26 protein-coding genes and 2 pseudogenes (1 of these 28 running past the window's edge) are annotated in these 24,881 nt (G+C 28.4%); 23 read left to right on the top strand and 5 right to left on the bottom strand.

From position 1 onward, the window contains the following. Nucleotides 1–35: 35 nt before the first annotated feature. The 14 genes from dnaX to BEN51_RS13115 all read left to right on the top strand — a co-directional run bounded on the left by dnaX (nucleotide 36) and on the right by BEN51_RS13115 (nucleotide 11,652). Complete coding sequence (gene dnaX / locus BEN51_RS13180; RefSeq protein ID WP_119866458.1) at nucleotides 36–1,670, top strand: DNA polymerase III subunit gamma/tau; 1,635 nt, start codon at nucleotides 36–38, stop codon at nucleotides 1,668–1,670. 108 nt (nucleotides 1,671–1,778) lie between these two features. Next, a complete protein-coding gene (locus BEN51_RS13175; RefSeq protein ID WP_119866457.1) occupies nucleotides 1,779–2,123 on the top strand; it encodes a YbaB/EbfC family nucleoid-associated protein in 345 nt (114 codons plus the stop codon). A gap of 79 nt (nucleotides 2,124–2,202) precedes the next feature. Beyond that, nucleotides 2,203–2,802 (top strand): recombination mediator RecR, encoded by a 600-nt coding sequence (recR, locus tag BEN51_RS13170; protein WP_119866456.1) that lies wholly within the window; start codon nucleotides 2,203–2,205, stop codon nucleotides 2,800–2,802. Between the two features lie 48 nt (nucleotides 2,803–2,850). Continuing rightward, nucleotides 2,851–4,353: a cardiolipin synthase gene (gene cls / locus BEN51_RS13165; RefSeq protein WP_119866455.1), complete on the top strand. Its 1,503-nt coding sequence runs from the start codon at nucleotides 2,851–2,853 to the stop codon at nucleotides 4,351–4,353. Nucleotides 4,354–4,425: 72 nt separating this feature from the next. Further along, complete coding sequence (locus tag BEN51_RS13160) at nucleotides 4,426–4,725, top strand: DUF2508 family protein (RefSeq protein ID WP_119866454.1); 300 nt, start codon at nucleotides 4,426–4,428, stop codon at nucleotides 4,723–4,725. A gap of 42 nt (nucleotides 4,726–4,767) precedes the next feature. Then, on the top strand, nucleotides 4,768–5,010 hold the full coding sequence (locus tag BEN51_RS13155; protein WP_119866453.1) for a pro-sigmaK processing inhibitor BofA family protein: 243 nt from the start codon (nucleotides 4,768–4,770) through the stop codon (nucleotides 5,008–5,010). A 310-nt stretch (nucleotides 5,011–5,320) separates the two neighbouring features. Then, nucleotides 5,321–5,503 (top strand): hypothetical protein, encoded by a 183-nt coding sequence (locus tag BEN51_RS13150; RefSeq protein ID WP_119866452.1) that lies wholly within the window; start codon nucleotides 5,321–5,323, stop codon nucleotides 5,501–5,503. Between the two features lie 4 nt (nucleotides 5,504–5,507). Further along, nucleotides 5,508–5,957 carry a large-conductance mechanosensitive channel protein MscL gene (gene mscL / locus BEN51_RS13145; RefSeq protein ID WP_119866451.1) on the top strand — a complete coding sequence of 150 codons (450 nt, stop codon included), beginning with the start codon at nucleotides 5,508–5,510 and terminating at the stop codon, nucleotides 5,955–5,957. A gap of 272 nt (nucleotides 5,958–6,229) precedes the next feature. Then, nucleotides 6,230–7,306, top strand: coding sequence for a pyridoxal-phosphate-dependent aminotransferase family protein (locus tag BEN51_RS13140; protein ID WP_119866450.1), 1,077 nt, complete (start codon nucleotides 6,230–6,232; stop codon nucleotides 7,304–7,306). A 122-nt stretch (nucleotides 7,307–7,428) separates the two neighbouring features. Further along, nucleotides 7,429–8,334, top strand: coding sequence for a D-2-hydroxyacid dehydrogenase (locus BEN51_RS13135; protein WP_119866449.1), 906 nt, complete (start codon nucleotides 7,429–7,431; stop codon nucleotides 8,332–8,334). A 21-nt stretch (nucleotides 8,335–8,355) separates the two neighbouring features. Continuing rightward, complete coding sequence (locus BEN51_RS13130) at nucleotides 8,356–9,591, top strand: DUF1015 domain-containing protein (RefSeq protein WP_119866448.1); 1,236 nt, start codon at nucleotides 8,356–8,358, stop codon at nucleotides 9,589–9,591. Between the two features lie 178 nt (nucleotides 9,592–9,769). Then, nucleotides 9,770–10,483 (top strand): M48 family metallopeptidase, encoded by a 714-nt coding sequence (locus tag BEN51_RS13125; RefSeq protein ID WP_119866447.1) that lies wholly within the window; start codon nucleotides 9,770–9,772, stop codon nucleotides 10,481–10,483. A gap of 92 nt (nucleotides 10,484–10,575) precedes the next feature. Continuing rightward, complete coding sequence (locus BEN51_RS13120; RefSeq protein WP_119866446.1) at nucleotides 10,576–11,130, top strand: rubrerythrin family protein; 555 nt, start codon at nucleotides 10,576–10,578, stop codon at nucleotides 11,128–11,130. A gap of 108 nt (nucleotides 11,131–11,238) precedes the next feature. Further along, nucleotides 11,239–11,652, top strand: coding sequence for a hemerythrin domain-containing protein (locus BEN51_RS13115; RefSeq protein WP_119866445.1), 414 nt, complete (start codon nucleotides 11,239–11,241; stop codon nucleotides 11,650–11,652). 11 nt (nucleotides 11,653–11,663) lie between these two features. Here BEN51_RS13115 and BEN51_RS13110 read toward each other — a convergent pair whose 3' ends face one another. Then, nucleotides 11,664–12,356 (bottom strand): 5'-methylthioadenosine/adenosylhomocysteine nucleosidase, encoded by a 693-nt coding sequence (locus BEN51_RS13110; RefSeq protein ID WP_119866444.1) that lies wholly within the window; start codon nucleotides 12,354–12,356, stop codon nucleotides 11,664–11,666. Between the two features lie 187 nt (nucleotides 12,357–12,543). On the opposite strand from BEN51_RS13110, the gene BEN51_RS13105 reads away from it, so the two are divergent. After that, nucleotides 12,544–13,302 carry a tRNA threonylcarbamoyladenosine dehydratase gene (locus tag BEN51_RS13105; protein ID WP_119866443.1) on the top strand — a complete coding sequence of 253 codons (759 nt, stop codon included), beginning with the start codon at nucleotides 12,544–12,546 and terminating at the stop codon, nucleotides 13,300–13,302. A 55-nt stretch (nucleotides 13,303–13,357) separates the two neighbouring features. On the opposite strand, the gene BEN51_RS13100 is transcribed toward BEN51_RS13105, so the two are convergent. Then, on the bottom strand, nucleotides 13,358–14,224 hold the full coding sequence (locus BEN51_RS13100; RefSeq protein WP_119866442.1) for a helix-turn-helix domain-containing protein: 867 nt from the start codon (nucleotides 14,222–14,224) through the stop codon (nucleotides 13,358–13,360). A gap of 333 nt (nucleotides 14,225–14,557) precedes the next feature. On the opposite strand from BEN51_RS13100, the gene BEN51_RS13095 reads away from it, so the two are divergent. The 5 genes and pseudogenes from BEN51_RS13095 to BEN51_RS13890 all read left to right on the top strand — a co-directional run bounded on the left by BEN51_RS13095 (nucleotide 14,558) and on the right by BEN51_RS13890 (nucleotide 19,766). Continuing rightward, on the top strand, nucleotides 14,558–15,901 hold the full coding sequence (locus BEN51_RS13095) for a carbohydrate ABC transporter substrate-binding protein (protein ID WP_119866441.1): 1,344 nt from the start codon (nucleotides 14,558–14,560) through the stop codon (nucleotides 15,899–15,901). Nucleotides 15,902–16,022: 121 nt separating this feature from the next. After that, nucleotides 16,023–16,490, top strand: a pseudogene (locus BEN51_RS13090) (carbohydrate ABC transporter permease); the annotation flags it as partial. Nucleotides 16,491–16,500: 10 nt separating this feature from the next. Next, nucleotides 16,501–17,388 carry a carbohydrate ABC transporter permease gene (locus BEN51_RS13085; RefSeq protein WP_119866440.1) on the top strand — a complete coding sequence of 296 codons (888 nt, stop codon included), beginning with the start codon at nucleotides 16,501–16,503 and terminating at the stop codon, nucleotides 17,386–17,388. Nucleotides 17,389–17,430: 42 nt separating this feature from the next. Next, nucleotides 17,431–19,595, top strand: a pseudogene (gnpA, locus tag BEN51_RS13080) (1,3-beta-galactosyl-N-acetylhexosamine phosphorylase). 3 nt (nucleotides 19,596–19,598) lie between these two features. Further along, complete coding sequence (locus tag BEN51_RS13890) at nucleotides 19,599–19,766, top strand: DUF6903 family protein (RefSeq protein WP_164704126.1); 168 nt, start codon at nucleotides 19,599–19,601, stop codon at nucleotides 19,764–19,766. Between the two features lie 157 nt (nucleotides 19,767–19,923). On the opposite strand, the gene msrA is transcribed toward BEN51_RS13890, so the two are convergent. Then, nucleotides 19,924–20,394, bottom strand: coding sequence for a peptide-methionine (S)-S-oxide reductase MsrA (gene msrA, locus BEN51_RS13075; RefSeq protein ID WP_119866439.1), 471 nt, complete (start codon nucleotides 20,392–20,394; stop codon nucleotides 19,924–19,926). 74 nt (nucleotides 20,395–20,468) lie between these two features. Continuing rightward, a complete protein-coding gene (locus BEN51_RS13070; RefSeq protein WP_164704125.1) occupies nucleotides 20,469–21,113 on the bottom strand; it encodes a DUF4230 domain-containing protein in 645 nt (214 codons plus the stop codon). 137 nt (nucleotides 21,114–21,250) lie between these two features. Here BEN51_RS13070 and BEN51_RS13065 point away from each other — a divergent pair, with 137 nt between their 5' ends. Both BEN51_RS13065 and BEN51_RS13060 read left to right on the top strand, forming a co-directional pair. Further along, the gene (locus tag BEN51_RS13065; protein ID WP_119866437.1) at nucleotides 21,251–22,183 is read left to right on the top strand and encodes a GNAT family N-acetyltransferase; all 933 of its coding nucleotides are present in this window, start codon (nucleotides 21,251–21,253) and stop codon (nucleotides 22,181–22,183) included. A 39-nt stretch (nucleotides 22,184–22,222) separates the two neighbouring features. Continuing rightward, entirely contained in the window at nucleotides 22,223–23,083 is an 861-nt protein-coding gene (locus BEN51_RS13060) for a PRD domain-containing protein (RefSeq protein WP_119866436.1), read from the top strand. 36 nt (nucleotides 23,084–23,119) lie between these two features. Here BEN51_RS13060 and BEN51_RS13055 read toward each other — a convergent pair whose 3' ends face one another. Further along, nucleotides 23,120–23,641: a PTS sugar transporter subunit IIA gene (locus BEN51_RS13055; RefSeq protein WP_119866435.1), complete on the bottom strand. Its 522-nt coding sequence runs from the start codon at nucleotides 23,639–23,641 to the stop codon at nucleotides 23,120–23,122. Between the two features lie 526 nt (nucleotides 23,642–24,167). Between BEN51_RS13055 and nagE the strand changes: the two genes are divergently transcribed. Next, nucleotides 24,168–24,881 carry the 5' end (the start) of an N-acetylglucosamine-specific PTS transporter subunit IIBC gene (gene nagE, locus BEN51_RS13050; protein ID WP_119866434.1) on the top strand. Its footprint extends 735 nt past the window's final position, so 714 of the gene's 1,449 nt are visible here — the first part of the coding sequence; it begins with the start codon at nucleotides 24,168–24,170; the stop codon falls past the right edge of the window.

Below are 24,881 nucleotides of genomic sequence, written 5' to 3'. Positions count from 1 at the left end.
AGTATAAGAAAACTAAGCAAGGAAGGATATAAGTCATGGGATATACCGCTTTATATAGGGAATGGAGACCTAGGAACTTTTATGATGTAGTAGGACAGGAACATATAACTACAACCTTAAAAAATCAAATATTAAATAATAGAATTGCTCATGCATATCTTTTTTGCGGAACAAGAGGAACAGGAAAGACTAGTACAGCAAAGGTATTTTCAAAGGCATTAAATTGTTTAAATTTAAAAGATGGAGAACCTTGCAATGAATGTTCTATGTGCAAGAAAATAAATGATGGATTAGCAATAGATGTAACAGAGCTAGATGCAGCTTCAAATAATGGTATTGATAAAATTAGGGATATTATAGATGATGTAAAATATCCTCCTCAAGAAGCAAAATATAAGGTTTATATAATGGATGAGGTTCATATGTTGTCAACTGGAGCTGTTAATGCATTTCTAAAAACTTTAGAAGAACCTCCCCAAAATGTAATTTTTATATTAGCAACAACAGACCCTCAAAAGCTTCCAATAACTATTCTTTCAAGATGCCAAAGATTTGATTTTAAAAGAATAAATTATGAAGATATAACAGGAAGATTAAGAAAGATTATAAAGGATCAAAATGTTATTGCTGATGAAAAAAGTTTAAATCTTATTGCAAGAGTTTCTGATGGAGCTATGAGAGATGCTTTGAGTATATTAGATCAAGCAATATCCATGGGAAATGGAACAGTGCAATATGACATACTTTTAAATATGTTGGGTTTAGTAACCAATGACAATTTATTTGATCTAGCTAACGGAATAATTCAAAGAAATATAGAAAAGTCGATTAATGTAGTTGATGAAGTAGTTAACAGCGGAAAAGATATATACTTGTTTATTAAGGATTTAATAAGTCATTACAGAAATATCCTTATGATTAAGGTAACTAATAATCCAGAGGAAGTCCTTGATATGTCTGAGGAAAATATTATACTAATAAAGGAACAAGCAAGTAAAATAAGAGCTGAAGAAGCGATGAGATGCATAAGAATACTCCAAGAAGCTGAAAATGATGCTAAGCTTAGTAAGCAAGCAAGAATATATTTAGAGCTTGCTATAATAAAAATGTGCAAAATTGAATATGATACTTCGAATGAAATTATATTATCTAGATTAAATAGTTTAGAAGAAAAATTAAAAAGAGGAATTATTACAGCTGTTCCAGTTGAAGAAGTTTCATTAAGAGACGAAAAAAAGAATGAAGTTAAAAAGGTATCTAACTTAGTTAATAGTTCTAAAAATGTTGTAAGGAAAGAAAGTCCTAAGGAAGTATTAAACGAATATTCAAAGGTAACTTTAAGGGATATACAAAGGTCTTGGCAGGATATTTTAGAAAAGTTTAAGGCAAGAAGAAAAATGATTATTTATGCATCAATTGTAACTGGGAAACCAGTTAAATGTGAAAATGGGGTTTTAACTATTGAATATGAAGAACAATATAAGTTTAATAAAGATAGGTTAGAAAAGCCAGAAAATATGAATGTTATTACTGAGGTATTATCAGAAGTATTTAAAGAAAAGATAAAAGTAGTATTTGTTGTAGAAAATGATTTAAATGAGGAAAAGTCAACAGAAGATATTATATTAGAAAAGTTAGGTTCAGATATAGTTAATATTTTAGATGAATAATTTAAAAATTAATACAAATAACAATGAAAATCACATAAATACATGATAATATATATAAAGTGAGAAAATAATTTATTTTAAAGATTAATTTATGAAGGAGGATTTTTTATGGCAAGAGGAGGATTTCCAGGCGGATTTGGCGGAGGAAATATAAATAATCTAATGAAGCAAGCTCAAAAGCTTCAAAAAGAAATGGAGCAAATGCAAAAAGATCTTGAAACTAAGGAATTTGAAGCTTCAGTAGGCGGTGGAGCTGTAATTGTAAAAGCAAATGGAAAAAAAGAAGTAATTTCTATAAATATAAAACCAGAAGTAGTAGATCCAGATGATGTTGAAATGTTAGAGGATTTAGTGTTAACTGCAGTAAATGAAGCGTTAAGAAAAGCAGAAGAAGAAACAGCAAATAAAATGGGCAAGTTAACAGGTGGAATGAATATACCAGGATTATTCTAATCTTAAACAAACTATTAAAGATAAAAAAGAGTTAAAGGCGAAGTAATTTCGCCTTTTTATAATAAGGAAGGGTGATATTATGGATTTTTATCCAGTTGCAATAGAAAAGCTTATAGAAGAATTTGCAAAGCTTCCAAGTATAGGTCACAAAACAGCTCAAAGATTAACTATGCATATATTAAATCTTCCAGAGGATGAGGTTAAGGAATTTGCAGAAGCACTTGTAAAGGCAAGAGGAACAATAAAATACTGCTCTGTATGCGGAAATTTTACAGACAAAGATCCTTGTTCAATTTGCAGCAATCCAAGTAGAGATAAGGAAACTATTTGTGTGGTAGAGCAGCCTAAGGATATAATGACTGTAGAAAAGGTTAAAGAATATAATGGAGTTTATCATGTACTTCATGGTAATCTTTCACCTATGCAGGGAAGAGGTCCTCAAGATATAAGAATAAGAGAACTTGTATCACGAATGAGTGCAGATATTAAAGAGGTAATATTAGCAACAAACCCAAATATTGAGGGAGAGGCTACAGCCATGTATATAGCAAGAATATTAAAACCCTTAGATGTTAAGGTAACAAGAATAGCATCAGGTATTCCTGTAGGAGGAGATTTAGAATACGCAGATGAAGTAACTCTTTCAAAGGCCTTAGAAGGAAGAAAAGAAATAAAATAAATAGTGTGGTGATGATTTATTAGAATAATAAAATTTTTATTTAGTAGAATGTTTATAGTCGGACTCTTAATTTTACTTCAATTCTTATTTTTAACTTTTGGAATATGGAAACTTGCAGATTCTTTTGTATATTTATATTCAATACTTACCTTAGTTAGTTTATTTGTTGTAGTGTACATAGTCAGCACAGAAGATAATCCTTCTTATAAATTAGCTTGGACAATACCAGTTTTGGCATTTCCTGTATTTGGAGGACTATTCTATCTTATTTTTGGTTTAAAGAAGACAACAAAAAGGTTTAGAGAAAAAATATTAAAAATTCATAATGAAACAGAATATTTACTTGATCAGAATGAAGAAGTATTAGATGAAATATATAAGCAAGATAAGCATTTCTATACTCAAGCAAAATACTTAAAGGATTATGCATCAAGTCCAATTTATAAAAATACAATTACAGAATATTTATCTCCGGGAGAAGAATTTTTTAAGGTTTTAATAGAGGAACTAAAAAAAGCAAGACATTATATCCTTTTTGAATATTTTATAATAGAAGAAGGAAAGATGTGGGATGAAATTTTAGAAATCCTTGAAGAAAAGGTAGGGCAAGGTGTTGATGTAAGACTTATATATGATGATATGGGATGCCTTACAACCTTGAATTATAAGTATTACGAGAAATTAAGGCAGAAGGGAATTAAGACAGTTGTATTTAATCCTTTTGTACCTTTTTTATCCGTAATTATGAATAATAGAGATCATAGAAAAATAACAGTAATAGATGGACATACAGCTTTCATAGGAGGAATTAATCTAGCTGATGAATATATAAATGAAAAAGAGAGATTTGGTTATTGGAAAGATGCTTCTATAATGCTTAAGGGAGATGCAGTATGGAAGATAACTATGATGTTTCTTCAAGTTTGGAAATTTACAACAGGGGAAGAAATTGAATTTGAAAAATATAAGCCTTATATAAATTATACTGGAAAATTTGAATGTGACGGATATGTTCAGCCTTATGGGGATACTCCCTTAGATAATGAAGCAGTTGGCGAAAATGTATATTTAAATATTATAAATAAGGCTAAGGATTATGTTTATATAGTAACTCCTTATTTAATAGTAGATAATGAGCTTGTAACAGCTTTAACAGTTGCTGCAAAGGGTGGAATTGATGTTAGAATTGTAACTCCTCATATCCCTGATAAATGGTATGTTCATAGAGTTACTAGAGCTTATTATCCACAGCTTTTAAAAGCAGGAGTGAAAATTTATGAATATACTCCAGGATTTATACATTCAAAAACCTTTGTTTCAGATGATGAAATTGGAGTGGTTGGAACAATAAATATGGATTATAGAAGTTTATATCTTCATTTTGAATGTGGAGTTTTATTGTATAAAACTAAATCAATTAATGAAATTAAAGAAGATTTTTTAGATATTTTATCTAAGTCACAAGAAATCTCTATTGAGGATTGTAGAAAAGAAAGGTTATCAAATAGATTTATTGCTGCAATTTTAAGAGTTTTTGCACCTCTTATGTAAAAGATAAAATCCAAATGAATATTTTTTCTAAAAAATGGGAAAAATTTAGATATAATATTCAGGAGGATTAATATGGATAGGAAATTTATTTTAAGGGTTTTATTCGATTATTTTAATAAGAAAGATAAAGTTAAAGATCAGCAAAAGGAAGAAGAAAATGAAGAACAATACACAGAAGAAGATATTGAATTGCTTAAGTCTATTAATGAAACAATTATTGAATTAGAAGTGGCTAGAACATTATTTAATTCTGTAACTGATCCTCAATTAATAGAACTTGCAATTAATAGTGAAAACGCAGCACGAAATAGATTTGATTATTTACTATCAGTAGCTAAAAAGAAACATTTAAAGAAGATAGAAATAATATAGCTATGTAATATTGCATATTATAATTTAAAGGGGGATTGGTTAATGGATACTTTATTTTTCGGTTTGATAGGATTAGTATTATTAATTATTGTGTTAAAAATTTTAAAATGGCCATTTAAAATTTTAATAAATGGAATAATAGGATTAGTTTTGCTATATTTAGCGAATATATTAGGATCATATTTAGGATTTACTATAGCCATAAATGCAGTGACTGCGTTAATTGCTGGATTTTTGGGGATACCAGGAATAATTTTATTGGTAATATTTCAATTATTCTTTTAAAAAAATTGACTATCTAATTTATAACTGATATTTTATATTAAACAAAAATTTAATTATAAAAGGAGCCTAATCATTATTAATTTTAATGATTAGGCTCCTTTTATCGAGAGAAGGGAACTAATAAAATTTAATAAGTTTATAGATGGGAGTTAGAAGTTTTCAAATCATTCAATGAGTGAAAAGCCTCTTCTATGTAATTATTATATGGTTTCAATTAAAAGATGTTACTTTATTGATTATCATTTTTTATATGATAAACTAAAAGAATAGATAAATTTTATAAAGTTATTTTAAAGGAGGAATTAGTAGAATGCCAGTTGGAAGTGGTATTAATTGTAGATATTGCCCAGAGTATAAAAAATCTTGTGATGGAAATGATAAGAAGTGTTTATGTTATAGATGTCCAAGAGTATTAGGCCAATGCCTATGTATAAAATATTGCAGGGAAACAGAATCGGTTCTAGATCTAAGTTATGAAATAATTGAGGAGTGATAGAATGGAGATTAAAGAAAGAGGTAAGGGATTAATAAAAGAGTTTAAAGATTTTGCTATGAAGGGAAATGTAATAGATTTAGCAATAGGGGTTATTATAGGAGGAGCTTTTAATAAAATAGTATCATCATTAGTTAGCAATATAATAATGCCTATAATTGGTGCTATAATTGGTGGAGTTGATTTTAAAGATCTATCATATACTTTAAGAGAAATACCTGGCAAGGATCCAGCAGTATTAGAATATGGTCAGTTTATTCAAAATGTTGTAGACTTTTTAATAATTACATTATCATTATTTATTTTTATAAAGTTTTTAAGCAAGTTAAATAGAAAAAGGGAAAATGAAAAATTAGCGCAGCAAGAGACTAAAGCTAAAGAACCAACAAAGGAAGAATTATTATTAACAGAAATAAGAGATACCTTGAAAGAAATAAGTAATAAAAATACATAATTAGAATAAAAGGATTTTTAGTTAAATAAAAATCCTTTTTATTTTTAATTTTGCACAGTAAAGCAATAAAGTGATTTTTTATTAATATATTAACAAAAAACATATAAATATAATAACATATTAATAAAAAACTAGGAATATACATAATATTATTTTTGATAATTCTAATAATTTTAATAAATTGATAAAAAGGTGTTGTTTATCATTCTAAAAAGTAGTAAAATTATCAGTAAAGTATTAGCAAAAAGCAATAAATAAATGGGGGGGATAAGATGCATAAAAAGTTGTTTATTCCCGGACCAGTTGAAGTTAGACCAGAAGTTTTGGAGCAAATGGCACAACCTTTAATTGGTCATAGAAGTAAGGAAGCTTCTTCATTACAAAAAAGAATAAGCAATAATTTAAGAAAAGTATTTTTTACAAATAGTGAAATTTTACTTTCAACTACATCTGGAAGTGGTCTTATGGAGGGTGCTATAAGATCATGTACTGCAAAAAGGGCAGCCGTATTTTCCGTAGGGGCTTTTGGGAAAAGATGGTATGACATGGCAGTTTCAAATAATGTTCCAGCAGATTTATTTGAAGTTGAAATGGGGCAGGCTATTAATGCAGAAATGGTAAATGATGTTTTAAAAACAGGTAAATATGATTTAATAGCAGTAACCCATAATGAAACATCAACAGGAGTAATGAATCCTATAGATGAAATTGGCGAAATAGTTAAGAAATATGATGATATTATATTTATAGTTGATGCAGTAAGCTCAGCAGCTGGAACAAAGATAGAAGTTGACAAATGGGGCATAGATATTTGTATTACTTCATCTCAAAAGGCTTTAGGTCTTCCACCGGGAATATCTTTATGTACTTTTTCACAAAGGGCTAAGGAAAGAGCAGAAAAGGTTAAAAATAGGGGAACTTATCTAGATTTATTATCATTGTATAATTATATTCAAAAAAAGGATTATCAATATCCTTCAACTCCATCAATTTCTCATATGTTTGCATTAGATTATCAACTTGATTATATCCTTAACAAAGAAGGATTAGAAAACAGATTTAATAGACATTTAGAATTAGCAAAAGTAGTTAGAAATTGGGCTAAAAAGTATTTTGATTTATTTGCAGATGAAAATCATTTATCAAATACACTAACTACAGTAAAAAATACAAGAAATATCGATATATCAGAATTAAACAAGGAATTAGGAAAAAGGGGCTTTGTAATATCTAATGGATATGGTAGTTTAAAAGATAAGACTTTTAGAATTGCCCATATGGCAGATTGTACAATGGAAGATTTAGAAGAATTGCTTGTTAATATAAATGATATTTTGGGGTTAGATTAAAAGCATTGCAATAAGTAATAAATAAATAGGATTTTTTATAAAGAGTTTAGAGTAATATCTAAACTCTTATTAGCATAAATAATTAATTAATCAATATATAGCTATTTATAGGGGGGATCCTTTTGATAAGAATATTATTAAATGATGGATTACAAGAAGGAGCAATAGAGAAATTAGAAACTTTAGGATTTGAAGTTGTTTCAAAACATTATGATAAAGATATACTTGGTGATAAATTAAAGAACTATGATTGCTTAGTAGTAAGATCAGCAACAAAAGTAACTAAAGAAATATTAGAAAAGGCTTCAACAGGAAAATTGAAGCTTATAATTAGGGCAGGAGTTGGTGTTGATAATATAGATATAAAAACTGCAGAGGAATATGGTATGGTTGTTAAAAATACTCCTTATGCAAGTTCTAACTCTGTAGCAGAACTAGCCCTTGCTCATATGTTTGCAGTAGCAAGATTTCTTGGAACTTCAAATTACACTATGAGAAAAGGCGAGTGGAATAAGAAAAAATATAAGGGTGTTGAAATTGAAGGCAAAACCCTTGGAATAGTTGGAATGGGTAGAATAGGAAAAGCTCTTGCAATTAAGGCTGAGGCTTTGGGAATGAAAGTTATATATAATGACTGTTTTGGAAAGATTGAAGATATTAAATTTGAATATTATGAATTAGAGGACTTATTAAGAAAAGCTGATTTTGTTTCTTTACATGTTCCTTATGATGAGAGTAAGGGATATTTAATTGGAAAAGAAGAATTCAGCATAATTAAAGAAGGGGCATATATAATTAATTGTGCAAGAGGAAAAGTAGTAGATGAGGAGGCTCTTTTAGAGGCTTTAGATTTAGGAAGAGTTTCTGGTGCGGGAATAGATGTTTTTGAAGTAGAGCCTAATACAAATGAACGGTTAGTTAAGCATCCAAGAGTTAGCTGCACACCTCACATAGGGGCATCTACTATAGAAGCACAAGATAGAATTGGAGAGGAAGTTGTTTCAATAATAAAGGATTTTTTTAATTAAAAAATACTAAGGAGGATTTGTATGGCAATAATAAGACCTTTTAAGGCTATGAGGCCTATAAAAGAATTAGCAGATCAAATAGCATCTTTACCTTATGATGTAATGGATGTAGAAGAAGCTAGGGAGATGGTTAAAGATAATCCGTACTCTTTTCTACATGTTGATAGGGCTGAAGTAGATTTATCAGAAAATATAGATGTTTATAGTGATGCAGTTTATGAACAAGCAAAGAAAAATTTAGATGGAATGATAGAAAGAGGCTTATATATTAAAGATGAGGAACCTTCTTTCTATATATATAAACAAAAAATTAAAAATAGAAGCCAAGTAGGTCTTTTAGCTTGTGCCTTTATTGATGATTATAATAATGATATAATTAAAAAACATGAACTTACTAGAGAAGAAAAAGAAAGAGATAGAATTAAACATATTTATAAAACAAGTGCTCATACAAGTCCAATATTTTTAACTTATAGAGAAAACAAGGAAATATCAAAGATAATAGAAGCTTGGATGGAAAAAGAGCCTTTATATAATTTTACTTCTGAAGATGAAGTTACTCACACAGTTTGGATAATTAATAACAGAAAAGATGTGGATAAAATTTCAGAAATTTTTAAAACTGTGGATTATTTATATATTGCAGATGGACATCATAGAGCTGCTTCTGCAGCAAAAGTATCTAATATAAAAAGAGAAGAAACTAAGAATTATACTGGTGAAGAAGAATTTAATTATTTTTTAGTCATTGCTTATCCTGATAGTGAATTAGAAGTTTTAGCCTATAATAGAACTGTTAAAGATTTAAATGGTCTTACAAAAGATGAATTTTTAAAGGCTGTAGAAGAGAAGTTTGAAATAAATATAAGTGAAAATCCAGTTGAGCCAAAGGAAAAGCATACTTTTGGAATGTATCTAGAGAAGCAGTGGTACTTATTAAAAGCTAAAGAAGGCAGCTTTAATGAAAAAGATATAATAGAGCAGTTAGATGTGTCCATTCTTCAAAATAATTTACTTAAACCTATATTAGGCATAGATAATCCAAGAACTTCTAATAGAATAGAGTTTATTGGTGGTGTAAGAGGATTAGAAGAATTAGAAAGAAGAGCAGATACAGATATGAAAGTAAGTTTTTCAATGTATTCCACTGAAATAAATGATATAATGAATATTGCAGATAGTGGAAATATTATGCCGCCAAAATCAACTTGGTTTGAGCCAAAGCCAAGAAGTGGCATATTTATTCATAAATTTTAAAAAGTATATGTCAAAACTCAAACAGCTAAAAGAAGAACTATAAGAATTTTATTCTTATAGTTCTTCTTTTTTAATATTATTAAAATATTAGATTAATAATTTATAAGAAATATAAAGGATTTTAATAAATGTTATAATTATAAAGAAATATTATGTAAATATAGATTAAGAGGTAAATATGAAATTAAGTTTTCAATATGAAAGAAAAAATATAGATTTTGAACTTATATATAGAAAAAGGAAGACATTAAGTATTAAAGTAGAGTTAGATGGGAAAGTGACGGTTATTTCTCCAGACTTTTTAAAAGAAGAGGAAGTAATAGATATAGTTAAGAAAAAGGCAAAATGGATAATAGAGAAGCAGAATGAAGTTAGTATTATAAATGCAAAAAAGATAAAAAGAGAAGGCATTGAAGGGGAAACTTATCTATATCTTGGAAGAGAATATAAATTATATATAGATATAAAGGATAATTATAAAAAGATAAAAGCTGAACTTTCTGAAGAAAAATTAATAGTAAAAAGTAATACTAATGATACTAAAGCAATAAAACTTGCCATAGAGAATTTTTATAGAGAAACAACTTTGAGAAAAGTTAAGGAAAGAGTTGAGTATTACCAGAAGTATTTTGATGTTAAGCCTAGAAATATAAAGTCAAAAGAACAAAAGAAAAGATGGGGAAGCTGTTCCTATAAAAACGATTTGTTATTTAATTGGAGGCTTTCTATGGCTCCGTTAGAGGTATTAGATTATGTAGTTGTTCATGAAATGAGTCATATGGTTCATAAAAACCACTCTAAGAATTTTTGGAATAAAGTAGAGAGTATTCTTCCAGATTATAAAGAAAGACATAACTGGCTTAAAAAGAATGGAGTAAGACTTTATATTTAAAAATTTAACAAGTAAATATAAAAGAATGAATTATTTAATATACTATTGGAAATAATAAAGTTTGTAATTGTTAAGAAAGGATGTGTATAAAAATGTCATTAAAAAATGCAATGACTGCAGATTTTTTAAGATCAGCTTATGGTGGAGAAAGCATGGCTCACATGAGATATACAATTTGGGCGGATTCAGCAGAAAAGGATGGATATCCAAATATAGCAAGACTTTTCAGAGGAATAGCTTATGCGGAATGGGTTCATGCTAAAAATCATTTTAATGTATTAAGAGATCAAGTAGGGGATGCCACTGTTGCTGCAGGTGCTGTATTTGGCCATACAAACATTGTTGAAAATCTTCAAGGAGCCATTGATGGAGAACTACACGAAGTAGAACAAATGTATCCTGTATATTTAGAAACAGCAAAATTTCAAGGAGAAAGTGAAGCTCAAAAATCTTTCCATTATGCACTAGAAGCGGAAAAAATACATGCAAAGATGTTCAAAGAAGCTCAAGATAAAGCTAAAGAAGGTAAAGATATAGGAGATGAATCAATTTATATTTGCCCAATTTGCGGTTTTACTGAAATTGGAGTTACAGTAGACAAATGTCCAGTTTGCGGTGTTAAAAGGGAGATGTTTAAAGAATTTTAATTATGATTAATAAGTTTTATAACTGTGTGATTTTAATCACATAATTCCCCTTGTAATTTTCTTATAATATAAGCAAATTTAAAATAGGAAAGTTAGGGAGTTATGGAGATGAATATAAGTAATTTAGAAAGACAACATACAGAAATAAAAGAACTATTTAAAAAATTAGATAATCATATAAAATCAAGTAATTTAGAAGATAATATTGATGATATGGTATGGGATATAAATACCCTTGCTGGAAAATTAAATATTCATATGAAAACAGAAGATAAATTTTTATACCCAGAACTTATAAACAGCAATAATGATAAATTAAAGAAAATAGCTACTGAATACAGCGAAGAAATGGGAGATATCCATAACATATTTACAGAATATAAAAATAAGTTTAACACTAAAAACAAGATATTAAGTAATAAAGCAGAATTTATAAAAGAAAGTCAAAAAGTATTAACTTTATTAGTAAATAGAATACAAAAGGAAGACTTAAAGCTATATCCTGAAATAAAAACACTTTAGGCATTTGCTGCCTAAAGTGTTTTTAACATGTTTTTTAATATTGTAGTAGAGTTTCTAATAGCTATTGGCATAAATTTCTCATAATCCATATGAGCTCCGTTATTAGCGTTATCTGATATTGATCTTATAACAACACAAGGAATATTGTTTAAGTAACAAACATGAGCTATGCTTGCGCCTTCCATTTCGCAAGATATTGCATCAAATGTCTCAGATAACCATTTTATTTTATCAATATTTGCTATAAATTGATCACCAGATACTATTCTTCCTGTAAAACTATTTATTTCTTTTATTTCATTAGCAGCATTAAGAGCTGCTTTAACTAAATTTTCATCACATTTAAAGGAGAAAGTATCTAGTCTTGGTATTTGTCCAACTGGATCACCAAAAGCAGAAGTATCCATATCATGTTCAACTAGATCAGTTCCTATAACAACATCTCCAGGATATATATCTTTACCAATTCCACCAGCAACCCCAACATTAATAATAGAAGAAACTTTATATTCAGATATTAATATTTGACTACATATTGCAGCATTAACTTTACCAATTCCGCAAACTACTGCTATTATATTTTTATCTCCTAATGTACCTTTATAAAAAGTCATATTAGCTTTTGTTGTTTTTTCTTCAATATTCATTTCTTTAAGAAGAAGTTCTAATTCTTCAGTCATAGCACTAATAATTCCAAAAGTCATTACTTGACCTCCTTAAAATAAATTTGATTAAGTTAATTCTTAATTATATTAACATATAAAAGATAGTATTTAAATAAACAAAAGTTTAAAAATGCATTTTATTTCTTGGGAAATAATAATCATTGTATATGAACAAATTATGTTTTAAAATAAGATATAATGTTTAATAAAAAAGGAGAGATAATTAATGCTACAACATCCATTCTCTAGAACTGAGTTACTAATAGGGACAGAAGGATTAGAAAAGTTAAAAAATTCAAAAGTAATGGTATTTGGTGTTGGTGGTGTAGGAAGCTTTGCTGTAGAAGCTCTAGTGAGGGCAGGAGTAGGAAGTATTGTATTAATTGATGATGATACAGTATGTTTAACTAATTTAAATAGACAGATACATGCTACATATAAAACAATAGGTAAATCAAAGGTAGAAGTTATGAAGGAGAGAATTCTTACTATAAACAGAAAGTGTAATATTATTACTCATGAAGTTTTTGTAACTCCTGAAAATATAAAAGATATAATTACAGATGATGTTGATTATGTGATAGATGCAATAGATACTGTTTCAGCAAAGTTAGCTTTAGCACAATATTGTTATGAAAGAAATATTAATATAATTGCTTCAATGGGGACAGGTAATAAGCTAGACCCGACACAATTTAAAATTGTTGATATATACGACACAAAAATTTGTCCTCTTGCTAAAGTTATGAGATATGAATTAAGAAAAAGAGGAGTTAAAAACCTTAAGGTTCTTTATTCAGAGGAGAAACCAAGAAAGCCAAAGGATGAAGATGTAGTTACTTGTAAAACTGGTTGTGTATGTACAGGGGGAACTAAAAAGTGTACAATTAGAAGACAAATACCAGGAAGTATGTCTTTTGTTCCACCAGTTGCAGGGATGATAATAGCTGGAGAAGTTATAAAAGAGATAATAGGTGTAATTTAGTTGCTTGCAAATAAGGAGCTGGTTTTGCTTTATGACAGAAACTGCTCCTTATTTTTTATTTACTTTTAGCATTTTTTAATCTATAGTTTTTTGGAGATACTCCAGTTACTTTTTTAAACATTTGACTAAAGTAAGATGAACTTGAGAAACCAACGATTGAAGCTATATCTCTTATAGAATAGCCAGTAGTACTTAATAAGTTTTTAGCTTCTTGAATACGCTTGTTTATAACATAATTTATAGGAGATATTCCTATTTGTTTAGTAAATGTATGAACTAAATGAAATTTATTCATATAAGTCAAGTCTGATAAAAAGTCTAGTGTTATATTTTGAGAATAGTGTGAATCAATATAGTTCTTTATTTTTATGCATTCTAAATTTAATTTTTCTTGGGATTCCTCTACGAATTGTAGAGAAGCTGTTCTGCGTATTATGTGAGTTATAAATAGTGTTAAAATACATTTACAAATAAGTTCGTAATTAAATTCTTTATTTTCAATTTCGTTAATCAATTGATTTAAATAATTAAGTATTAAATCTTTATCTTTTGAAAAGTTCATAAGTCTATAAAGATTAGGTTGTTGTTCATTTTCAGTTAAGCTATATGTTTCAGGAAAATTTAATAACAGATTATCTATGCCTAGAACAATATATTCTAGTGGAGTATCTGATAAAGATGATTTTTCTGTATGTAGACAGTTAGGATTAATTACAATTAAATCCCATTTATTAACATTAACAATGGCATCATCTAAGTGAAAAGCTCCTTTACCATCAGTTATAAAGAATATTTCGGTGAAGGGGTGAAAATGGGCTGTACTATGCCAATCATTTTCAAATTTTGATTTGCTTATGTAAAGTAGTTCATAATTTTGATCATAAGGTTTTTTGTTATTTATTAGATATCGTGTAATACTCAATTTAGATCCCCCAATCTATTTCCATAATATTAATAATTATATCACAATATAAGTAAAATTTTACTACATAATATGACAATATTACTAAAGAATAATAAATATCTTAAAAGCCACTATATTACTAGCTTAAAGTGTTAAACGGGATTGTTTTATATTGATTTAAATTCAAGGAGATCTTATTATCAGTTTAACAATAACAATATATATAAAAAACACCACAATATATTTATATAAAAAACGTTTACTATAAATTATACTATGAATAGAAAGTAAAACAAACATGGTGTAAATAACAATAAATCACAAATCTTTTGGTAGGGGAAATTGATATTTATGAAAAAGTTATTATGTATGTCATTAATGGCTCTTATGGTCACAACTTCATTTACTGGATGTGGTTCTAAGTCAACAGATGAAACATCAGGTGAAACATCGGGCAAGAGAATATTAAAAGTTGCTGCATTTGAAGATGGTAACGGAGGAGATATCTGGAGAAATCTTGAAACAGCTTTTGAAACTGCTAATCCAGATGTAGATATTGAGCTGCAACTATCATCAAAGTTAGATGAAGAATTACGTCCTCAAATGTTAGATGGAGAATATCCAGATGTAGTTTACTATAATATTGGACAAAAGAGTGGATTTACTGAAACAATGATTAAGGAAGAAGCTCTATTAGACATATCAGATGTATTTACAGGAGAATTAAAAGATAAACTAGCTGATGGATTTGCTGAAAACGCTATCACTCAACCGTATGGGGATGGCAAGACTTATTTGGCCCCAATATTCTATTCACCAACAGGATTATGGTATGATGCTTCTCAATTTGAAAATGAAAAATTACCAGCTACATGGGATGAAATGTGGACATATGGTGATAAATTAAAAGCAGAAGGAAAAGCATTATTTACTTATCCAACTTCAGGATACTTTGATGGAACATTATTTGCATTATTATATCAAGCAGGTGGTTCAGATTACTACAAGAAGGCCTTAGAATATGATGAAAATACTTGGAATTCTAAGGAAGGTCAATTAGTAATAGATACAGTTGATAAATTATCTAAATACACTTGGGATGCAACAGTAGCAAATGCAAACAGTGATGGTGGATTTAAGAAAAATCAACAAGCTGTAATTGATGGACAAGTAGCCTTTATGCCAAATGGAAACTGGGTAGTTGGAGAAATGGCAGAATCAACACCTGAGGGATTTAAATGGGGTTTTATGCCATTACCAGCATATGAAGAAGGTGGAAAACGTTACGCTTATACATTCTTTGAACAAGTTTGGGTACCTAAAGAAGGTAAAAATCACGATGATGCAAAAGAATTTATTAAGTTCTTATATTCAGATGAAGCCATTGATATTATGTTAGACAATAAAGTTCAAAATAAAGATGGACAAATGGTTGCTACTCCAGTTGTTCAACCAGTAAAAGGAATTGTTGATAAGCTTGATGGAGATATGAAATTATTCTATAGCATTTACGAACAAGAAGGAGTATTACCTGCATTAGGTAACTGGGCTGCAACAGACACAATTGAAGGATTAGATTTTAATAAGGCTGTATATGGAGCAATTGACTCACTAGTTGATGGGTCAATGACTGCTGATCAATGGAAAACTCAATTAAATGAAACTTTTGAAAAATGTAGAGCAGCACTTAAGTAGTTGATACTAAAATTATAGTTATAAAGCAATAAACGGTGAGTATTATAACTCACCGTTTGATTTAAATGGGGGGTGGGTTAAAGTGAATAAAAGAAAGTCAGAAAAGCGATTTATTTTTTTTCTAAAGTTAGATAATTTAAAAAGAATGTGGATGGGAGACCCTAATATTGTAATTTACTCTTTAATATTTGCCCTTATTTGGCAGGCAATTGGATACTATATGGTTATGTATATGGCAAGTATGGCATCAATTCCAGAAAGTTTATATGAAGCATCTGGATTAGATGGAGCAGGCAAAATTAAGCAGTTTTTTGTAATTACATTACCTCTTATTTGGGATAATATTCGTACGACTTTAACATTTTTTGTTATTAGTACAATTAACCTAAGCTTTTTAATGGTTCAAATTATGACTGGTGGAGGGCCCAACGGACAAACTGAAGTATTCTTAAGTTATATGTATAAGCAGGCATATACATCATCAGCATATGGTTATGGTATGGCAATTGGAGTAGTAGTATTCACATTTTCCTTCATATTGTCAGCAGTAATTAATAAGATTACTGAACGTGAAGTGTTAGAGTTTTAGGAGGAAGGATATGAAAGATGTTAAAAAAAACAAAGTAAGTAGTGCTAGAAATTTATATAAAATATTTATTTATATAGCATTAATAACTCTAGCAGTTTCAATTATTGTGCCAGTTGCTTGGGTTTTTATGGCGAGTCTTAAATCTAATGCTGAGTTTGTTGGAAAAGATATTAATCCCTTTGCTTTTCCTAAAAAGTTAATTTGGGAAAACTTTGTTATTGCTTTTGGAAAGGCAAAAATGGGTGAATATTTATTGAATTCCGTAATTGTTACTGCCTTAGCACTTGTATTATTATTAATAGTTGCATTGCCAGCATCTTATTGTTTAGCAAGATTTAATTTTAAAGGTAAAAAGTTTATAAGTACTGGATTTATGGCAGGGTTATTTATTAATGTTAATTATATTGTAGTTCCAATATTTTTAATGTTGAGTTCAGCTAATAAAATATTTGGTGTTAAGTTTTTCTTAAACAATAGATTTATATTAGCTTTAGTTTATGCATCAACTGCCTTACCATTTACAATTTATTTGCTGACAGGTTATTTTAAAACATTGTCAAAGGCTTATGAAGAAGCTGCTTTAATTGATGGCTGTGGATATTTTAAAACAATGATTAAAATAATGATTCCTATGGCTAGATCAAGTGTTATAACAGTTATATTATTTAATTTTCTAGCATTTTGGAATGAATATATTATTGCATTTACATTAATGACTACAAGAAATAAGACATTACCAGTAGGACTACAAAATTTAATGGCAGTTGAAAAAACAGCAACAAATTATGGAATTATGTATGCAGGTTTAGTAATTGTAATGTTGCCTACGTTAATTTTATATATTTTATTACAAAAGAAACTTACACAAGGTATGAGTCTTGGAGGATTAAAAGATTAATAGATTATAGATTAGGTGAAAAATTAGGAGGAGTATATTATTATGGCAAAGACTAAAGGTAGAGTAACGTTACCGAGTGAAAGTAATTTTCTTAAGGAGACAAAAGAATTATTATCTCGTTGGGGTGCAGATGCTATTCGTGATAGCGATGGAACAAAACTTAGTGATGATATTAAAAAGTTAGAAGCAAAGATTTATACAACATATTTTGTTGCACGTCATCATAATGATTTTGCAGAAAAACATATGGATGAATGTCAACAAGCTTATTTAATGAGTCAATATGTATTAGCAACATCCGATACAATAGAAATAAGTTTCTTAGATACTTATTTTGATCAACAAGTAAAAGCTGATTATATTCATGATCCAAAGGAATGGTGGGAAGTTATAGATAGAACTGCTAATGAAGTTATTCCAGTTGAGAATTGGGAATATGATAAAGATAGGGATGTAGTTATAGTAAAGGGATGCACTCCTTTCCATGAATATACAGTTTCTTTCCTTGCATATTTAATATGGGATCCAACGCAAATGTATAACCATATTACAAATAATTGGGGGGATAAAGTTCCTCATGATATACCTTTTGATGTAAGAAAAGAAAATGCAAATAAATATGTTGTTGAATATTTAAAACAATGGTTAAAGGACAATCCAGATACAGATGTTGTACGTTTTACAACATTCTTTTATCACTTTACATTAATATTCAATAACTTAGGTAAAGAAAAGTTTGTAGACTGGTGTGGATATGGAGCAAGTGTATCTACAGAAGCAATTTTAGCTTTTGAAAAAGAATATGGATATAGATTACGTCCAGAAGTATTTGTACAAAATGGATATTATAATTCAAGCTTTTGTGTTCCTACAAAGGAATATTTAGACTATATGGATTTTACTCAAAGATTTGTTGCTAAAATGGCAAAGGAACTTGTAGATTTAACGCATGAAGCAGGAAAAGAAGCAATGATGTTCCTTGGAGATAACTGGATAGGTACTGAACCATATGGTAAATATTTTCCGGAAATAGGTTTAGACGCAGTTGTAGGAAGTGTTGGAGGAGGAGCTACTCTTCGTTTAATAGCTGATATTCCAGGAGTAAAATATAGAGAAGGTAGGTTTTTACCATATTTCTTCCCAGATGTTTTCCGTGAAGGAAATGACCCAACTATAGAAGCTACAGAAAATTGGTTAGGTGCAAGACGTGCTATTATGAGAAAACCAGTAGATCGTATAGGATATGGTGGATATCCAAGCCTGGCTTATAAATTCCCTAAATTTGTTGATTATATAAAAAAGGTTTGCGATGAATTTAGAGAAATTTATGATACTATTAATGGAGTAACTCCATATTGTGGATTAAAGGTAGCAATATTAAATAGCTGGGGAAAATTAAGAAGTTGGCATGCTTATATGGTTGCTCATGCTTTATACTGCAAGCAAATTTATTCTTACAATGGAATTTTAGATGCACTAAGTGGAGCCAGCGTAGATGTAACATTTATTAGCTTTGATGATATAAAACAGAATGGTATTCCAAAAGATATTGATGTAATAATAAATGCTGGAGATGCTCATACAGCATTCTCTGGTGGAGATATTTGGAAGGATCCTGAATTTGTATCAACTATACGTGAATGGATTTATAACGGTGGAGGATTTGTTGGAGTTGGTGAACCAACAGCTGTTGAACATGGCGGTCGTTTCTTCCAATTAGCAGATGCATTTGGAGTAGATAAAGAATTAGATTTTACATTACACACTGATAAGTATTTCCATACACCAGTAGAAAAACACTTTATTACAGAAGATATAGTAGAAGATTATGATTTTGGTGAAGGAATGAAAAATATTTATGCTATAAAGTTATCTACACAAATAATTGCTTATAGCAATGGAGAAGTTAATATGGCAAGCAATGATTATGGAAAGGGAAGATGTGTTTACATTGCAGGACTTCCATATTCTGAGCAAAATACTCGAATATTAATGAGAGCTTTATATTATTCAGCACATAAAGAAGATGAATTTAAGAAATGGTATGCAGACAACTTATATTGCGAAGTACATGCGTATCCAAGCATAAAGAAATATGCTATTTTAAATAACACAGATAAAGAACAGGTTACAAATGTCTATGATGATGAAGGAAATAGAGTGAAGTCACTTTAGAACCTGGTGAAATCAGATGGATGGAGATGTAGTCTATGAGTACAGCGGCAAAAATTACTATTAATATTATTGCTTTTATAATATTTTTAGGAATGATAATTATAGGTCAAAAACATATTGGAATTCAAGGTTTGTGCGTTATGTTAGCCGGTTTAACAGGACTTCTTACTCAATTATTCTTGTACAATAGAAAGAATAAGTAACCATAAATAATTATAATAAAAAGGGAACTCTATTAAACTATATTAATTATAGATAATAGAGTTCTTTTTATATAAATATAAATAGATTTATATGTTAATATATTAAAATTAAAACTTCAAATAATATGTAAAAATTTTAAAATACAAATAGTAGAAATTATAATTTTATATGACAATATCCATTAGGATTTTTCTTTAGATATTTTTGATGATATTCTTCAGCTTTATAATAATTAACAAGAGGCTTAACTTCAGTTACAATTCTTTTTTCATATTTTTTCTGCTCTTCTTCTTTGCTTTTTAATATAATATCTAAATCATCATCATCTAAATAATAAATTCCTGTTCTATATTGACTTCCAACATCATTGCCTTGTTTATTTAGTGTAGTTGGATCTATAATTGACCAGTATTCTTTAAGAATTTTTTCTAGAGATACTATATTTTCATCATAAGTTACTAAGCAAGTTTCAGCAAAATATGTATTGTTATTACAAACCTCTTCATAAGTAGGATTCTTTGTTCTTCCATTAGAATAGCCTACTTCTGTTTCTATAACGCCTGGAATTCTTGATAAAAATTCTTCAACTCCCCAAAAACAGCCACCAGCTAGAACTATTTTTTTCATTTGCTCATCTCCTTTAAATGTAGATTTAAAATGATTTAAATATATTATACTCTTAAAAACTATTTAGTAAATATTTATTTGAAGTATATTTTAATTTCTAGATCTTCTTTTATTAAACTTAATAAAAAGTTTTCCAGTGATATTTTACTTTTATTCAATGCTTCTTGATATATTTCATTGCCTTTAAGCTTTTCTTCAAAATTAGTAAGAACTTCATCTTGAAGGGAGTTAAATTCTTCTGTAGATAATTTTATTTCTCCAAATCTAAGAAAACCATTTTGTGATGCTTCAAATATAGTTTTATCTTCATTAATCGAAATATTATATATTTTTGGTTTTGGAACAGTTAAAAATAAGAGTTTTTTTTCTTGATTTATTATAATATCCTCTTCTTTTATTATAGATAAATCTATATAATAAGAACAATCAGCAAAAAAATTTATTCTTTTGTACTTTTTAAGTAAATCTAAATTACCAATGCTTTTATCTATTGTTACTATTTGTGAAAGTTCTAATTCTAAGGTTATTAATTTATTAACCCCATTAATTTTCCTTATTAAACTTTCTTCAGAAATATAGCTTATATTATTAAACGAAGGAGTATCCGCCTTATATTTTCTAAACTTACCTTGTAAAAAAGAATTTATTAAAATAAAAAATAATAATATAATAATAATTCGAAAAATTATTTTTTTAAAAAACTTTTTTGTTTTATTCATTTTAGATAGCATTAGAAAACACCTCTTAAAGTTCTTATTAATTATATGAAGGTTATTTATAAATAATGTGTAATATTGTAAAAGGATATAATTTATATGTATAATAGGTTTATAAGTATATTCTGAGGAGAAAACATATGAATGATAACAAAACAGTAACTATAGAATTGGTTAAGGGAACCTTAAGTGATTATATTGTAAAGGATATTAATAATATATTTATAGGTAGATTTACAATAATAGAGTTTGATAGGGATAATAAAAAGTGTACAGTTAAATTTAAGTTTTATAGAGAAAATAAACATGATTTGTTAAGAGAAACAATAGAGAGTATTTTAAAAGCTATATTTAAGGATAATGATATATATAAAGTTAATATATATGTAAATGAGAATATAGATTATAGAGCCTTTTTAGATTTAGGATTTACTTTAGAGGGAATATTTACAGAAAATCTTTTTGCAAATGGAATATTTTTAGATGAATTAAGTTTTGGAATAAATAGAATTGAATATAATGATATAAATAGAAGATTTTTAATAGATTTGAAAGGAAGAAATATAAATGTAAGAAACTTCACACCAGATGCTGCAAAGGATTTATTGGATTATTATATAAGGAATGAAGAACATTTAAGACCTTATGAACCTTTAAGAGACAAAAGCTTCTATACTTATGAAACTCATAAATCTATGTTGTTAGAAAGTTATAGACAATTGATGAATGGATCAGCTTATGATTTTGGAATTTATAAAGATAGTTATTTAATAGGTAAAATAAAGTTATCAAATATAGTAAATGGTGTTTTTAAAAGTGGAATTATAGGATATTCAATAGATAAGGATTTTCAAGGAAAAGGTTATATGAAGGAAGCTGTAATGCTTGTTGCAAAATATGCAAAGGAAGAATTAGATTTACATAGAATTGAAGCTTCTGTATTAGTTGATAATGAAAGATCAAAGGGTGTATTAATATCTTGTGGTTTTAAAGAAATAGGCTTAAATGAAAAATATTTATTCATAAATGGGGCTTGGAGAGATCATTTAACATTTTATAAAATATTAGATTAGATAAATTTTAGGCAAATAATATTATGTGAGGAAGGAAATATGAAGAATATTGTATTAAATAGTGATTCGGAAGTGATAAAATCTTTTAATAATAATATTTTATTGGTAAAAGAAGATGAGAGGGAAAAAATATTATTTCAAAAAGGAATAGGATTTGGAAAAAAACCTGGAGAAATTATAAAAAAAGGCACTGTAGTAGAGAAGATTTTTATTATTGAAAATGAAGATAATCAAAGGAATTTTAATGAAATTGTAAATAGGGTAGATAGCGATTTAATAGTAATAGTTGAAGAAGTAATTGCAGAAATAGTAGATGAATTAGGGGAAGAACTTAGTGAAAATATTCATATAAGCTTAGTTGATCACTTATATTATGCAATAAAAAGATTAAAAAATAATGAGGAAATACAAAATCCATTTTTAGTTGAGATACAAACATTATATCCTCAAGAATTTCAACTTTCTCAAAAAATTTCTGATAGAATTAAAAAAGAGTTACAAATAGAAATACCTGAAGGAGAAAAGGGTTTTATCACACTTCATATTCATTCGGCAAGAAATAATGGAAAGTTATCAACTACAATTAAATCCAGTTATTTAAGTAATGCTATAGTTCAACATGTAGAAAAAAGATTAAAGGTAAAAATAAATAAGAAATCTTTAGATTATGCAAGATTTTTAACACATATAAGATTTACTATTGAAAGAATCATGACAAATTCTCCAATAAAAAATGATTTAATAGATGTTATTAGGAAAAGATATAGATTATCTTATAAGATAGCATCTGAGGTAGGCAAAATAATTTGTAAAATATTAGAGATAGATAATATTTCCGAAGACGAGATAGCATATTTAGCAATGCACATAGAAAGATTTAAAGTTTCATTAAGCAAATAAAAAATCAGCCTAATTTTAGGCTGATTTTTATGTTTATTAAACTTCAAATCTTATTACTTCTGTTTTACCAGCAACAACATCTCCACTTTCAACAGGAGTTATTGATTTTGCAGCATCAACATTAGTTATTAAAACTGGAGTAGCTAAAGATAATCCTTTACTCTTAATAAGCTCTCTATCTATTTTCATTATTGGTGTACCGGCTTTAACTCTAGCACCTTGTTCAGCTAATTGTTCAAAACCTTCTCCTTCAAGAGAAACAGTTTCTAATCCAATGTGAACAAGTAATTCAAGACCGTTGTCTAATGTCATAGCAAAAGCATGTTTAGTCTTGAAAACTAAAGTAAGTACACCGTCAGCTGGAGCTACAACAGTATCTCCTTCTGCAACTATAGCCATTCCATCACCTGCTAATTTTTCAGCGAAAACTGGATCTGGAACTTCTGATAAAGGAATAGCCTTACCAGAAACAGGAGCTACAAGTGTATTAGGATTAGCTACAACTTCATTTGTTGTTGAAGAATCTGTTTTGAAAATTTTCTTTAAAAAATCAAACATAATATATCCTGAATATATTCAGGAATCCACATCCTTTCTAGTACAAATTTTTATTATGCTAATTATAGTATTTATATTATAGTAAAAATAAATACCATAATTAAATTGATAACTTAAAAAACAAAAGGCATAAGTCCTAAAAAAGTTAATTTGTTGGACTCATGCCTGATTAAACAGTAACACGTCTATATTAAATTATTATATATAAACAATGATTTGTCAATAAATTAATAGAAAAATAATTTAAAATATATAAGAATATACAGATATTTTGAGAAAATTGAAGATATGTTAAGAAAAATTAGCATAATGACATGAAATAAGTCTTGAAAACCTTATCATAAGATGTTATTATTAGTATGTAAATTAAAAATACGAATTTTGGCGTGTAATCAATACGGTTGAGCATGAGCCAAGAAGGAATTAAATGCACCTAATTCCTTTTTGGCTTTTTTTGTTGTTTATTTATGGAATTATATATAATATACGTCAAAAATTGTATTAATAAAAAGGGAGGAATTATTTTATGATGAAGTATCTTCAAAGACTAGGAAAATCTTTAATGCTTCCAGTAGCAGCTTTACCTGTTGCAAGTATTTTAATGGGTATTGGTTACTGGCTTGACCCAACAGGATGGGGGGCTAACAGTATTGTTTCAGCATTTTTATTAAAGGCTGGTGGAGCCTTAATCGATAATATGGCTATATTATTTGCTATAGGTGTTGGTGTTGGTATGTCTGATGATAATGATGGAACAGCAGGCCTTGCAGGGTTAGTTTCATGGCTTGTAATTACAACATTACTAAGCACAGGTGCAGTTGCTATGTTTAAGGGAATTGATGCAGCTGAGGTTCCAGCAGCATTCTCAAAAACTCAAACTCAATTTATTGGAATAATTTCAGGTTTAATTGGTGCAGCTTGCTATAATAAATTTAAAAATACTAAGCTGCCAGATGCTTTAGGTTTTTTTAGTGGTAAGAGATCCGTTGCTATAATGACAGCTTTAGCATCATTATTAGCATCACTTGTATTATTCTTTGTATGGCCAGTAGTTTATGGAGCACTAGTAGCATTTGGTAAGGCAATTGTTTCTACAGGAGCAATTGGATCAGGTTTATATGCATTCTTTAATAGATTATTAATTCCTACTGGTTTACACCATGCATTAAATTCAGTATTCTGGTTTGATGTTGCAGGAATTAATGATATAGGAAACTTCTGGGGAACAATAGGAGAAGGT

The organism is Clostridium isatidis (genome assembly GCF_002285495.1).
Taxonomy (GTDB): Bacteria; Bacillota; Clostridia; order Clostridiales; family Clostridiaceae; genus Clostridium; species Clostridium isatidis.
Note: the sequence above shows the minus strand (reverse complement) of the source record. Positions and strands in the feature narration are given on the sequence as shown.

What these genes read in the sequence shown, in the direction of transcription:
- dnaX (WP_119866458.1), top strand. Translation starts at nt 36, where the DNA reads ATGGGATATACCGCTTTATATAGGGAATGGAGACCTAGGAACTTTTAT.
- BEN51_RS13175 (WP_119866457.1), top strand. Translation starts at nt 1,779, where the DNA reads ATGGCAAGAGGAGGATTTCCAGGCGGATTTGGCGGAGGAAATATAAAT.
- recR (WP_119866456.1), top strand. Translation starts at nt 2,203, where the DNA reads ATGGATTTTTATCCAGTTGCAATAGAAAAGCTTATAGAAGAATTTGCA.
- cls (WP_119866455.1), top strand. Translation starts at nt 2,851, where the DNA reads ATGTTTATAGTCGGACTCTTAATTTTACTTCAATTCTTATTTTTAACT.
- BEN51_RS13160 (WP_119866454.1), top strand. Translation starts at nt 4,426, where the DNA reads ATGGATAGGAAATTTATTTTAAGGGTTTTATTCGATTATTTTAATAAG.
- BEN51_RS13155 (WP_119866453.1), top strand. Translation starts at nt 4,768, where the DNA reads ATGGATACTTTATTTTTCGGTTTGATAGGATTAGTATTATTAATTATT.
- BEN51_RS13150 (WP_119866452.1), top strand. Translation starts at nt 5,321, where the DNA reads ATGCCAGTTGGAAGTGGTATTAATTGTAGATATTGCCCAGAGTATAAA.
- mscL (WP_119866451.1), top strand. Translation starts at nt 5,508, where the DNA reads ATGGAGATTAAAGAAAGAGGTAAGGGATTAATAAAAGAGTTTAAAGAT.
- BEN51_RS13140 (WP_119866450.1), top strand. Translation starts at nt 6,230, where the DNA reads ATGCATAAAAAGTTGTTTATTCCCGGACCAGTTGAAGTTAGACCAGAA.
- BEN51_RS13130 (WP_119866448.1), top strand. Translation starts at nt 8,356, where the DNA reads ATGGCAATAATAAGACCTTTTAAGGCTATGAGGCCTATAAAAGAATTA.
- BEN51_RS13125 (WP_119866447.1), top strand. Translation starts at nt 9,770, where the DNA reads ATGAAATTAAGTTTTCAATATGAAAGAAAAAATATAGATTTTGAACTT.
- BEN51_RS13120 (WP_119866446.1), top strand. Translation starts at nt 10,576, where the DNA reads ATGTCATTAAAAAATGCAATGACTGCAGATTTTTTAAGATCAGCTTAT.
- BEN51_RS13115 (WP_119866445.1), top strand. Translation starts at nt 11,239, where the DNA reads ATGAATATAAGTAATTTAGAAAGACAACATACAGAAATAAAAGAACTA.
- BEN51_RS13110 (WP_119866444.1), bottom strand. Translation starts at nt 12,356, where the DNA reads ATGACTTTTGGAATTATTAGTGCTATGACTGAAGAATTAGAACTTCTT.
- BEN51_RS13105 (WP_119866443.1), top strand. Translation starts at nt 12,544, where the DNA reads ATGCTACAACATCCATTCTCTAGAACTGAGTTACTAATAGGGACAGAA.
- BEN51_RS13095 (WP_119866441.1), top strand. Translation starts at nt 14,558, where the DNA reads ATGAAAAAGTTATTATGTATGTCATTAATGGCTCTTATGGTCACAACT.
- BEN51_RS13085 (WP_119866440.1), top strand. Translation starts at nt 16,501, where the DNA reads ATGAAAGATGTTAAAAAAAACAAAGTAAGTAGTGCTAGAAATTTATAT.
- BEN51_RS13890 (WP_164704126.1), top strand. Translation starts at nt 19,599, where the DNA reads ATGAGTACAGCGGCAAAAATTACTATTAATATTATTGCTTTTATAATA.
- msrA (WP_119866439.1), bottom strand. Translation starts at nt 20,394, where the DNA reads ATGAAAAAAATAGTTCTAGCTGGTGGCTGTTTTTGGGGAGTTGAAGAA.
- BEN51_RS13070 (WP_164704125.1), bottom strand. Translation starts at nt 21,113, where the DNA reads ATGAATAAAACAAAAAAGTTTTTTAAAAAAATAATTTTTCGAATTATT.
- BEN51_RS13065 (WP_119866437.1), top strand. Translation starts at nt 21,251, where the DNA reads ATGAATGATAACAAAACAGTAACTATAGAATTGGTTAAGGGAACCTTA.
- BEN51_RS13060 (WP_119866436.1), top strand. Translation starts at nt 22,223, where the DNA reads ATGAAGAATATTGTATTAAATAGTGATTCGGAAGTGATAAAATCTTTT.
- BEN51_RS13055 (WP_119866435.1), bottom strand. Translation starts at nt 23,641, where the DNA reads ATGTTTGATTTTTTAAAGAAAATTTTCAAAACAGATTCTTCAACAACA.